We start from the raw sequence: 12,420 nt of genomic DNA, 5'->3' as shown, positions 1-12,420 counted from the left end.
TCCTCGCTGGCAGTCTCATCCTCTACAGTCCAGCCTGTGCGAACCTCTTCTTCATCATCCTCTGTCTCTTCCTCATCTTCTTTGCTGTTTGGTAATGCAAAATACAGCTCTGGTTCATAGATATATTCAGCCTCTCCGGTTACCGGGTTGATCTGCATCAGGAAGCTTCCCGGGATTGTAAATGGCTCAAGCTCTGTGAGAAGAGATGGATCTGCTTCTGCAGAAGCAGTGTCATAATCAGGATTTACACTCTGTACCAGCTTCTGCCAGTCTGTAGCCGCCAGATCACGGTTTACTTCTGCTTCCAGGCTTCCATCCATATCATAGAGATAATCCTCGCCCTGCTTGATTGCAAGATCTGCAAAGCTCATTGCTGTGCTGTAGTCAGCTGCGTTGATAGTCACGCCATCAGCCACCTGGATTGCAGTTGTGTCCTCTGTGGTGAGGATATTTAATACATCTGCAAGGTTAACACCCTTTGTCTCATCCTTAAGCTGAGTAACAGCCTCTGTTACCTTTTCATTCTCGTATTTCTCAGGATCGGTGTCTTTTACAACAACTGGAACGGTTTTCAGAACTGCAACTGGTCCTAAGGTAGGGAATGTAGCGGTAATTTCTCCAGTTGCACTATTGAATTCTTCGGGTGCAATAAAATATACCTTTCCAGTGGTTGGATCAATCTGCATCAGAAGAATATCTTTCTTATTCATATCCTTTACAGCCTCTACCGTAATAGTTGCTGTAATTTCTCCTGTAGTTTCATAGATTGTCTTACCATTTTCTTCGATAACAAGATCTATAAACGGAGTAACCATTTCATATAAAGATGGATTTACAACTGTTCCACTTGTAGTTTTAATTTCTTCTGTCTTGGTATCTACACCCAGATCAGTAAGAATTTCTTTTACTGTAGTGATAGTATTATCATCATTTGCTTTCTTTACTGCTTCTGCAACCGTTGGATTCTTATATGCACTGATATCCACATTCTTCACGGCCAGTATTTGTCCTGCTGTCAGGTTACCGCTGACTACCTTCGGTGCCTCCGGGATAATCTGTGAAATACTCTTTGCTGCCCATACGCTGGTGCTCATCATACCTACTGTAAGGACTGCGATTAATGCTGCTATTGTTTTACGTTTCATTGGTCTGTCCCTCCTTGGAATTATACTTCTTCATAAAAGAGTTCTATAATCTTCTCCTGCAGTTCCTCTTCATCGGGAATGAACTCATCATGGAGCTCGCCTTCCTGATCCTTTCCGGGAATGGAATCATAATTCTCTTCTGAAAAGTCCAGGTTCTTTATAAGAGTAACCAGGTCGAGATATTTATTTCTGGTAATGCTGGTCTGAAGGTAGTCCTCCATGTCGCCAAGCTCATCCCATTTGTCATCAAGAGTGCCTGTAGACATCTGCTTCAGCTGATTCACAAAAGCAGTTATAAAGCTCTTCTGGCGCTCCATTCTGCCCTCATTACTGAAAGCGTCCTCTGTATCTCGGTATTGGAGATATGGAGTTACATTGTTATCAGTCAGGGTCACCTGATTTCCCTGATATAATTCTGAATACTGCTCTGCGAGATCATTATTGGGAACTGTCACTGTAACACCATCTGCCAGATCATTTATGTATGGCATAGATGCCTGACTGGTTACCACATAATCTCCTATGGTAATCCCTCCAAGAAGCAGGGAAACGGCTTCCATCAGGTTCTCACAGCTGACCTTGCCACCATTTCCATAGGCATATGCATAACCGATGTGGGTGGTGTAAAGTCCGTTGTCATTTCCATTCAGGGAATATCTTCGAACCTGGGTCATGGTATCTCTGTTAATTGGAAGAATAGTAATCTTCTGTTTCTGTTTATCCATAACAACAAGTGCTATGCTGTCTGCCCTGCCCTTATTGCCATATTGCTTACTCTCTGTGAGAACATCCTCCTCGTCTATACCGGCGTAAAGGATGGTTCTTACCAGGGGATTATATCGGTATTTCTTCCCCTTATAGGTAAGCTCCCGGTAGCTGTTTCCCACATCATGGGAATTGCCTGCTGTAATCTGCATGGACTCCTGCTTCTGCAGCTGCTGTCGGATCAGAAGCCCAATGCCTCCTGCAGCTACCACGCATACTGCTGCGGTGGCAGCAATCTGTCTCTTATGCTTCAGAATCCAATGCCGGATCCGCCGGTACAGTGGTTTCTTCCTTCTGTGGTGATGGGAATGGGATTGCCTACCTCCGGTGCTTTCGCTTACGTTTCTTCTTTCCATTGGTATCCTCTCCCTGACCAGCTTCCTTCTCGGAACCATAGTGACCATAACCATAGTGGCCATAGCCATAGCCGTAGCCATAACGACCGCCTTCTGCGCCAGCCTTATTCAGCACTACGCCAAGAATCTTAATGCCGGCATACAGAAGCTGCTGCTTAGCCTTCTCAGCCTGAGCGCGCTCTGTGTTACCGCTCTCTACTACAAGAATGGTGCCGTCGCACTGCTTGGCAACCAGAAGTCCATCTACCACCAGGTTCACTGGCGGTGTGTCTAAAATCACATATTCATAATTGTGTCTGCCAAAGGACATCAGATCTCCAAACAGGCTGCCGGAAATCAGCTCACTGGGATTCGGTGCCACAGCACCTGCAAACACCATATCCATCCATTTATCGTCTGTATGGTAAACAATCTCCTCCAGCTGGGATTTCCCGCAGAGGTACTCACTAAGTCCCTTGTATTCGCCCTCGATCTGATAACGCTCCTGAATCTTGGAATTACGGATGTCGCAGTCCAGATACAGAACCTTCTTATCTAGCGCTGCCATGCTCTTGGCAAGACGGAATGCAGTGGAGGATTTGCCCTCATGTGCTCCTGCACTGGTAACTGCAATTGCCTTCAGGCGATAACCACTCATCTGGATATTGCCTCGAAGAATATTAATTGCCTCATTTACACGGAACGGAAGCTTGGGCAATACAGGCTTTACAACCTTATCCGGACGCACAGTCCATGGCTCATCCATGCTGCCGTTATTCATCAGATCCTGAAAAAGGGCTTCTACTGTCGTATCTCTTTCCATAATCAGTCTTTCCCTTCTTCATAGTATGGTACTACGGACAGCACAGGCAGCCGCAGATATTTAGCAATGTCGTCCTCAGATTTCAGTGTGGTATCTAAGAGGAACCTTACTGTGATCAGTGCACATGCAAGAACAAGACCCAGCATACCACCAAGCATCAGGTATTTCTTCAGTCCCGGGGTAGTCTCCACAACGGAATCGGATTCTGAATAGTCAATTACATTGGGTTCTCCGGTGCCGATTATCTGGTAAATTCTGTGGATTCCCACATTCATCAGGGAGTTGGCAATATTCCGCGCCATATCTGCATCACCGCAGTTTACTGCAATGTTGATAATATGGGAGGATTCCGGGTTGGTAATGGTGAGCAGCTTGGATAAATCCTGGAAGGTCATGTCCAGATCCTGATCCTCGATTACTTCCTTCAGCACGGAGCGACTGGTAAGAATCTTGGAATAGTCTTCAGTCAATGCGGAACTAAGCTGCATATCAGAGATTGTGATCACAGAGTCCGTATTGGTGATGAAGATGGATGCATCCGCCTGATAGGTAGGCTTCACCAGGAACTGGTGGTAGGCACCTGCCAAAAGAGCTCCCACTACAGTGAACAGCACCAGCATCTTCCAGCGTCTCAGCAGTACGTATGCAAGCTCCACCAGATCAATGGTGTCATTGCGCATGGCTGCTGCCTGGGAAGAAGGGGCTGCCTTCTTTTGTGTTTCTTTCGTCTCTTTCTCCATATGTTTCTCCTGGAATATATTATGAATATACTATAAATATCCACTTACAGGAATGATACAACCAAATCAAATCTCTGTCAAGTAAATAGCCCGAAAAAGCTAATTTTGTCACGAATGTGTATACTTATTACACAATAGAGTGGGTGGGTGGATTGATATTATACTAGCCTTGTATATATTTCCCTCGATCCACAGTTTTCTCTACTTGTTTATTTTCCCCCACAGCTCCATGTATTCTCTGAGATTAATTTTTTCTTTCTTATAATATTCTTCCAGTTTACGCCGAAAGGACTCTTTCTCCTGGATATTGTTGAAATTTCCATTTTTGATTTCCTGCTCTAATGCTTCAAATATGGTTTCATTTGTATGGCTCACATGACTTTTGGTTGTAACTTTTAATTGGAATGTTTTTCTTGACGCTGGATTCTCCTGCTGAATAAGGCGCAAATTTTTATCATAAAAACCGGTTACAAGATTGGTTTCCTCTATGATCTGCTCTGAAAATTCACTTGAAGTCGGTTGCAGTATGTTCTTCTTACAATCCTTTAAAAATCTTTGCACACCTTGATTGTTCACTTCTGTTTCCTTTTTTGATGATATATAAAGGTCCAAATTATATCGTCTTAAATAGCCGTGCTTGTAAGCTGCCACAGTATATTTTTCCAGAAAATCCCGATAAATACTATCCTTATTGAAATGTCCGGTTATTTCCAGACCATTGAACCATGCAATTGTTTTCAGATAATATTTACGTTTTTCAAATTCGCAGGTGTTTAAAATCGCCAGCTTCTCAAGGGTCAGCTGTTCCTTGTTATCATCAAGCTCCTTATAAAAATCCAAGGCCTTGTCCATAATATCATCCTTATCATATTGTAGGTGATGTTTTGAAAAATATATCCACAGTGCCCGGAATAATATGCAAAAATCATCTGTTACCAAATTAAATACGGTATGATTGTCTTTATAAAAATTGCTTTGAAACAGCTTTTGCCGAAAATCCTTCCACGCTTCTTCCCATTGAGTCTTCTCCTTCAATAGAACATCTTTCAGAAAGGTAACTGCCACGGCCTCTGCATTTGTATACTCAGACTTTCCATTCTGATGCAGATTCAGAATCAGACGGCTGATTTTCTCATTATATTCAATATCTGCAATGTCTCTTAATTCCTGATTCAGTGCAATTTCAGACGCTTTTTCACGCAGTCTATCGTTCTCTCTGTTTTTCTCCTGTTCTTTTTCCTGTTCCTGTTTTTTCTGCGCAAACTCAAGCTTGTACCCAAGGAGAAGCATCAGTGCAAGCTTATCCAGATTTTCTCCTGTGTTCTTACCGCCTTCTTCAAAAAACATTTCTTTTATTTTTCCCGTGGTTATTGCTTCTTTATCTATTTCTGTTCCCGGCTTTTTCTCCTTCGTCAGTCGGTGCCTTGCAATCAGTTCCATGATCGTTATCTGTTCTTCCTTATTGTTCTCAGAATTGTTGTAGACAAAAGTCATTTCCTCCAACAAGCTTTTCTGAAAGGGCAGCTCCTGGTACAGGTCGTCAAAGAAATGCTTCATAAAAAAGAATGCAATAACCGTGTTACGATTTTCTTTATTCGAAAACTCCGGCTGCTGCATAATCGTATTAACTTCTGTCACAAATGCCTTCAGCTTTCTCGGAGTAACATTTTCCACTCTATATTCAAGTTGCAGTGGTAAATTGAATTCTCTTCCAAAATAATAGTCAACAATAGGAGCTTCGAATAAGAGACGGAAATCTCCCCAGTTCAGTCCTGCACACACATGCTTCAGTTCTTCCAACGCTTCTATTACAATGTCTTTTACAGAAATTTCTGTCAGGTTGATAATGTATGGAATATATTTTTCCAGATAATCCCGGTTGAAATCCAGATCTGCCATTTTCCCCAGATCAAATTGGTAGATTACCTTTACGTTGTGGGAGATCATTTTCTGGGTGAGGTCGAACAGACGGGCAATCTGATCACGATTTTCTCCGGAAATACGGTCAATGTCCTCGTAGACCAAGAGGACTTTGTGGTCCAGCTTATCCAGATCCTGGCAGAAGCCCTGGAATTCGGTTACCTGGTCGTTTTCACCTGTGCCCAAAATGGAATTGAATTGTTTTCCCCAGGCATTTTCAGACAGCGCACGCTGCAGCTTTCTGGAATATCTGGGGTAAATGCGGTTGGCACGAAGGACTTCTTCCAATTGCTGAAACAGGTAGGAATCTATGGCGGACATGTTGCAGGTCAGAGGCTCTACCTTGATTACTTCGTATTTGTCCTGATTTCGTTCTATGTACTGGTCTGCCAGAAAGGTTTTGCCGCTGCCCCAGGTGCCGTTTATGCCAACTGCGTCTACCTCAGATAAATAGAGGGAAAGCCGCTCCAGGTCGCTTTCACGGGTCGGAAAAAGCTTCATGGAAGCGGAGGTCTCATAGAATCTCTGTTGCTCTTTTTGCGATTTCATCTGAAGAAGCCAGAAGATAATATATTCAGCAATGCAGGCTTCCAAAAGCAGGAATCGAAACAAGGATTTGTTGTTCCACATATCTGCCATGGTGCAGCCATTGGCAAGCTTAGATATAAGGAAGCCTATAGCTGCAAAAGCTCCGGCTGTAAGAAACTCCTGGAGAATTTCAGTGTTTCGGTAGTTTCCGGCTGCAAAATACAAAATCAAAATTGCTGCTGCATAGATTCCCAGATACAGATTTGTGCTGATTTCCGGAAGGAGTATGTAAAACAGGAGGAAGCTTAAGGTGGTGACTTCCGTGATTTTTTTCAATTGAAGGAATATGTGATTTTTATTTTGCATTTAGCCGGACTCCTTTTCCTTTGTGAAATTACTCGGCATGTTTTCCGTTTCTTTCAATACTTTTCTTTTCCATTATTTTGTTCATATTTTGGAGGTGTTTCGTTATAAATCATGAGGTAACATGTCCAATCACCTGTTCCCTCAAATAAATCATTTCCGCTTCTATATCTATCATTTTGTTTTTATATAAGTGCTTTATGGCCTTTTCACAGTTCATTTTTCCCGGATATTCTAATTGCCTGCCCTGGCACCACATTTCAAATCTATGTTCAAAATCATTTTCCTTTATTCCTACCTTGTAGCAATCCTGCTGATGTAGGAAATATAGTATGTACGCTTCTTCTTTTTCAACTTCCTGTTTCGTAGATTTCTGAATAAAAAAGGCTGCAGAGATTAAAAGCTGCAGATAATTCCAAAAAGCATCTGGAATGCTGACCGCAGCAAATAGTTCCAGGCCTGCTGCAACGGCGTTTTTCAGGTTTAAGCGAACATTTCCTAATTTGTAGGAAGCAGATTCATTTCCAAGGAATATCATTCCGCTTCTTGCATCATCCGGGATTACAAGTACATGTTGATCCATAATCTGGCTTGCAGTTTCTTCACTCAGATTAAGTGTAGCTGCTTTTTCCATAAGATTGTGTTTCAGAAGATTATCATATTTTAGTGCTTCCTGCAGTGTCATACTCGTTCTCTCCTCTCATTTTTCTTCTTTTTTCTACGTGTATTATTTTATCTAATTTTCCCCGTTCCATTTTCAAAAGGACCTGTTCCTTGTATTCTTTGAAGATGTCAAGAAAATCTCTATATAAATCATTGCCTGATACTGCATCAAATTCGTATTCGTCCTTGTTTACAACTGCGAACAGGCGACGCTTTCGTTTGTCAGGAGTAGGATGGCTTGGATCATAAAATCTGGTTTTATACAAGATCCGGTCTGTATAATAGTATAAATCAAAGAAATCCATATACATCATGGGCGCCAGATAAGTATAATCTTCCAAAATGTGTTCCTTATCAGCATCCATAATAATTCTCAGAACAATGTCATAAGCCACCATATCTGCATCATATTCTTTTCTTTCGAGATGTTTTTCCGAATACTTCTTTCCGATATGTGCGAAATATGCATGTGCCATTTCATGGGCCAGACTGAAAACCAGAATCGTCCAATAGCAGCTTTCTGCAAGCTGTAAAATCTGGGTATCGTTGGACAGCAGTTTTAAAAGGGCGTTATTGGCTTCCACGCCCTGCATTTTTCCAAAGATGCAGACATCATTCAGCAAAAACAGTACATATTTAAAGTATTCACCATAAACTTCCAGATTTTCAAATTCTTTGGACCACTTAAATGCTGCTGCCAAAAACGCAATCATTGTAGATTCCAGGAGTTCGTCAATATGGATAAAGATGGGATTTACCTGATCATCGTACAGATAGCTGTTGATGCTCTGCTGGTAGTTGTTACTTAATATAATAGAGTCATCTTCATAATCGTATTCCCTTTTAAAGTATTTTTTAACCAACTCAAACATCTTTGTGAGGTTGTACTTTTCCATGTTTTCCCGGAGCTGTTCTTCTGTAAAAGCTCCGTTGAAATTTTGCAGCATTCTCTGGATACCTGTTTTATCGTTTTGTACGGATTTGTCGCCGGAGCGGTGTAGGATGTATTCGTATATCTGTGGGACCATGTACTCTTTTGTTTTGGGAAAGGATTTTTCCATTGGTAATCATCTCCTTTTTTCGGGATATAGATTATTGGACTTTCATAGTTTAGCATATTTTGAGGGATTTAGTGAAAGAATTTGAAATTTCTGCTTAATTTCGCCAGGTTTTTGTATAACAAAAAGACCACCTGTTTTTGCAGCTGGCTGATATAACTATATTGCCACGACTTGCCTTACGCAACTTTTACAATATTCATATTATTCCGTGGATGCAGTTCTCTTAAAATGTCTGCCTGTTTTTTGGCAGCTACGTGGATGTAGATCTGGGTGGTTTTAATAGAGGAATGGCCCAGAATCTGCTGTACGCAGCTTACGTCAACGCCTTCCTCTATAAGGTATGTTGCAAAGGAATGACGAAACATATGGGGAGTGATTTTTCTTTGTATTCCTGCCTTTAGTGTATATTTCTTCAGCATAAGCCGGATTGATTGTTCTGTGTAGCGCTTTCCCCTGTTGTTTATAAAAAAATAGCCGGACTTTTTTATTTCGGGCTCATTTTCTTCATAATATTTTCTTAAAATGTCCAAAACGGCTGTATTGCTGATTTGGATATATCTTTCTTTTCTGCCTTTTCCCATAATTCGTATCAGGCCAGAATTTAAATTTATATTTTCTGCCCGAATGTTGGAGATCTCATAAACTCTGGCACCTGTAGCGAAAAATACTTCGATAACTGAGGCGTCACGTAAAGTGTGCTTATATTGAATTCCTGAAAGACTGCTTATGCTGGCATATATGTAATTGAGCAGCTGCTCGATTTCTTCCCGGGGTATGATGCGCGGAAGAATGATGGTTTCTTTAAATTTTACTTTTATTTTCCGAAAAGGATTCTGCTCTACCAGTTCCTCTTCCTCTAAGTAACTGTAAAAGGCTTTTATGGAGGCGATTTTTCTTTTTATTGTTTTCTGTTTGTATTTTTTGTGTAAATCTGTGATGTACTGCTCGATGGTTTCTTTTTCTGGCTCAGCGCTTTGTACATAGGAAAAGAACTGGGTTAAATCGATTCGGTATGCTTTTATTGTTTTCGTGTCCAGTTCTTTTCTGTAGGTGCAGTATTCTAAGTATGGTTTTACTTTTTCTTGTAAGTTCATGGTGGTACCCCTTTTTCTCTTTTTGGTATCACAGTACTGGAAAAGGTGGGGTTTGTCAAAAAAGCCTTGCGAAAGTTACTTATATTCTTAGAAAGACGTACCTTGTATATTCGATAATTCTTAATTATCCATTAAATTTTATTATATATCGAACTTTAGAAAAAATAGAGGATATAAAAATGCCATTAAACAAAGAACAATTTCTCAAACAATTTACACGTCAAGCACTTGATGAAAGAATTTCTCTTTTTGTTGGTGCTGGTGCATCAATCAACGCAGGTTATCCTTCCTGGTATAGTTTGCTTAAGCCGCTTGCAAAAGAACTCGGTACACCATTAAGCGATTCAACAAATTACTATAAACTTGCCCAATATTATTCTAATAATTTTGGACAGCCAGAATTATTGAAAAGAATTAATGAAGTATTAAATAAAAATGACTGTGACAGTCCTTTAATTAATGAGCTTATAGATATTGGATTTTCAAATATATGGACAACTAATTTTGATAATGTGCTAGAAAACAACTACAAAAAGCGTAATATTTTAATTAATAAAGTATTTAGAGATTCTGATTTATCTAATGTTGAGCTTAATAAGCGAATTAATATATATAAAATGAATGGAGATATCACAAATCCTGATGGCATTGTTGCGACACAAGAAGATTATGAGAAATATTCATATAATCATCGTATGATGTTAATGTTTTTTAAAAGAGAATTAATATCAAGTACTTTTTTGTTTATTGGATATAGTTTTTCGGATTATTTAGTAATGGACTGTTTAAGCGAAATTGCAAAGTATCTTGGCAATGCAACACCTCAACATTACACAATCCTAAAAAGAGAGAAAGATAATCCATATTTTGATTATTTTATTCATGATTTAGAACTTAGATATCATATTAAAGTTTTTCTCGTAGATGAATACGACGAGATACTTTTTGTATTGAAAGAATTAAATGAAAGAATACGGAATAAGAAAGTATTTATTTCTGGTGCATTTCGCTCATTTAATCAAGAAGTGGTAAAATATTCTCATAATCTTTCACGTAGTATAAGTTATCAACTTTTAGAGAACGATTATCGTATTGTAAATGGAATTGGTCGACACTTTGGTACACATATTATTGGATACGCAAATGAGTATCTTGCTCAAAAAGGCATTAAGGATAAAGAAAAATATATTATTGTTAAGCCTTTTGTTGGATTTGGTGAAAATTCTTTGGAAAATAAGAAGAAACTTCGAGAAGATGTTATTAAAGGGTGTGGTGCAGTAATATTTGCTTTTGGTGATTATAATCCAGATGCTCCAAATCCTAATAGTGGTGTTAAAGAAGAATTTGAAATAGCATTGAAATATCATAAAACAATTATCCCCATTGCTTATCCTGATATGCGATCAGAACAAATATGGCTGCAAATAAAAAATAATTTAACATTATATCCCTACCTGGAAAAAAGCATACTTTCCCTTACTTCTCAGAACGATACAGAAACACTAGCGAAAACAATTGTTTATATTTTGAATTCTGTACAAGAACCATAATAGCACTCTATTAATATACATATTGAATTTTCCAATAACCATAATTCTCTGTAGTCTATTAACAAATTAAGAAGATTTTCTGTAAATAATCTATCAAATATTTTGCAAGGAACTTTACATATTTGTCGTAATGCTGGATCATTAGATTCTGTAATTATTATGTATATAGCGTAAAGCAAGGTGATTTTACTATTAAGATTTGAATTGTCAACCCTGATATAGTTTTCAAACAAATGCCTGATTGATCTTGGAAGTGGTAATTTACTTTGAATTATTTCGTTAATATTTTTGTATTTACAGTTATTTAACATATCGCAAGTGATTTTACAGACAATATGGTTGCATATTTCTAATGTTCCAGTACTACGATCAGCTTCTTTAAAAATTAATTTCTTAATCCAAGCAAATACAGGCGGAATATCCGAAGGCTTTAATTCATACAATACTGGAAAAACTGTAACTTCGCCTTTAAAATATCTTAATTTTAAAGTTTGAATCTCTTCTCTAGCACAGAATGAAGTAATTGTATTATGAGACAAAATTATTATTGCATATTTTGATTTTCCAGCTCCTTCCTCAATATTTTTTTTGAACCGATCATCTCCCATTATCATTTCGTATCTATCATACCAGACATTGATACCATAGTTTTTTAAGTGATACACAATTGGCTGAGCAATAACGTATCTATCTTTTGCCGAAAAACATATAAATAATTTATCCGAGAATTTTTTCATATTACTCCTTTAACTTAAATGTTTTATTCAGAAGCAATTAATATGGTCATAAAATTAGCTGTTTTGACAATGTTAATAAACTTCTAATTGCTCCAAAATTTTTAATACTGTTGAATATACTATATTAATATCGTCATTTGCATTTATTTCTATAATGGGATAAGGTTCACTTGGAATAATATCTTCATATTTTGCCTGTTTTAATATTAATGCTTGTCGGCTTTCACTATAATGCGGTGGAATACCGGTCTTTCTGCTTCTTTGTTGTATTCTTGCAATTGCTATGTCAACATCTACATTTAGGTATATACCTATATCGGGATTAGGCAGGCATTCCAAAGCTTTTGATAAACAATTACATGAAGGCTGAAGGAATAATTCTGTGAATAATTTAATACAGAGGACATATCTATCAAGAATTACATTTTTTCCAGTATCTAAAATCGGTAATATTTCATTATACATTCGAAAAATAACGCTACCAATATGAAGTACATGCTTAAATTCATGAGAAAAAATATCATTTCTATGAAATTGAAGAGTTTTTTCCGCTTGATATAATTCTTCTTCAAAGACAGCATTTTTTATACAAGAAGTACATATGGTATTTTCTAATTTAACCTATTGTGCTACTTCAAATAAATTATGTGAAAACCTGTGAAACCGCAAAGAATCCCTGTAGTTATTGAAAGAATA

General features: G+C 38.4%; 11 protein-coding genes. 1 reads left to right on the top strand and 10 read right to left on the bottom strand.

All coding sequences use genetic code 11. From position 1 onward, the window contains the following. From OCV70_RS12890 to OCV70_RS12855, 8 genes are all read right to left on the bottom strand, one after another. A partial coding sequence (locus tag OCV70_RS12890; RefSeq protein ID WP_262579741.1) for a hypothetical protein occupies window positions 1–1,145 on the bottom strand: 1,145 nt, incomplete at its 3' end. Window positions 1,146–1,165: 20 nt separating this feature from the next. Then, window positions 1,166–2,266 (bottom strand): LCP family protein, encoded by a 1,101-nt coding sequence (locus OCV70_RS12885; protein WP_195587392.1) that lies wholly within the window; start codon window positions 2,264–2,266, stop codon window positions 1,166–1,168. Then, window positions 2,229–3,068, bottom strand: coding sequence for a CpsD/CapB family tyrosine-protein kinase (locus OCV70_RS12880; protein ID WP_195587393.1), 840 nt, complete (start codon window positions 3,066–3,068; stop codon window positions 2,229–2,231). The genes OCV70_RS12885 and OCV70_RS12880 overlap by 38 nt, the downstream gene beginning before the upstream one ends. Window positions 3,069–3,070: 2 nt before the next feature. Beyond that, a complete protein-coding gene (locus OCV70_RS12875; protein ID WP_195587394.1) occupies window positions 3,071–3,808 on the bottom strand; it encodes a YveK family protein in 738 nt (245 codons plus the stop codon). 201 nt (window positions 3,809–4,009) lie between these two features. Then, window positions 4,010–6,622 (bottom strand): KAP family NTPase, encoded by a 2,613-nt coding sequence (locus OCV70_RS12870; RefSeq protein WP_262579740.1) that lies wholly within the window; start codon window positions 6,620–6,622, stop codon window positions 4,010–4,012. 109 nt (window positions 6,623–6,731) lie between these two features. Beyond that, window positions 6,732–7,304 carry a hypothetical protein gene (locus tag OCV70_RS12865; protein ID WP_021926561.1) on the bottom strand — a complete coding sequence of 191 codons (573 nt, stop codon included), beginning with the start codon at window positions 7,302–7,304 and terminating at the stop codon, window positions 6,732–6,734. Beyond that, window positions 7,276–8,343 (bottom strand): M48 family metalloprotease, encoded by a 1,068-nt coding sequence (locus OCV70_RS12860; RefSeq protein ID WP_262579739.1) that lies wholly within the window; start codon window positions 8,341–8,343, stop codon window positions 7,276–7,278. The genes OCV70_RS12865 and OCV70_RS12860 overlap by 29 nt, the downstream gene beginning before the upstream one ends. 176 nt (window positions 8,344–8,519) lie before the next feature. Continuing rightward, window positions 8,520–9,437 (bottom strand): tyrosine-type recombinase/integrase, encoded by a 918-nt coding sequence (locus OCV70_RS12855; RefSeq protein ID WP_262579738.1) that lies wholly within the window; start codon window positions 9,435–9,437, stop codon window positions 8,520–8,522. Window positions 9,438–9,616: 179 nt separating this feature from the next. On the opposite strand from OCV70_RS12855, the gene OCV70_RS12850 reads away from it, so the two are divergent. After that, window positions 9,617–10,987: an SIR2 family protein gene (locus tag OCV70_RS12850; RefSeq protein ID WP_117854215.1), complete on the top strand. Its 1,371-nt coding sequence runs from the start codon at window positions 9,617–9,619 to the stop codon at window positions 10,985–10,987. Here the strand turns inward: OCV70_RS12850 and OCV70_RS12845 are convergent. Together OCV70_RS12845 and OCV70_RS12840 are read right to left on the bottom strand one after the other, a co-directional pair. Beyond that, on the bottom strand, window positions 10,957–11,724 hold the full coding sequence (locus tag OCV70_RS12845; RefSeq protein ID WP_117854216.1) for a toll/interleukin-1 receptor domain-containing protein: 768 nt from the start codon (window positions 11,722–11,724) through the stop codon (window positions 10,957–10,959). The genes OCV70_RS12850 and OCV70_RS12845 overlap by 31 nt on opposite strands. 72 nt (window positions 11,725–11,796) lie before the next feature. Next, window positions 11,797–12,243 (bottom strand): dTMP kinase, encoded by a 447-nt coding sequence (locus OCV70_RS12840; protein ID WP_330385734.1) that lies wholly within the window; start codon window positions 12,241–12,243, stop codon window positions 11,797–11,799. Between the last annotated feature and the right edge of the window lie 177 nt (window positions 12,244–12,420).

Source organism: Blautia acetigignens (assembly GCF_025566865.1).
In the GTDB taxonomy this organism is placed as follows: domain Bacteria; phylum Bacillota; class Clostridia; order Lachnospirales; family Lachnospiraceae; genus Blautia_A; species Blautia_A acetigignens.
Note: the sequence above shows the minus strand (reverse complement) of the source record. Positions and strands in the feature narration are given on the sequence as shown.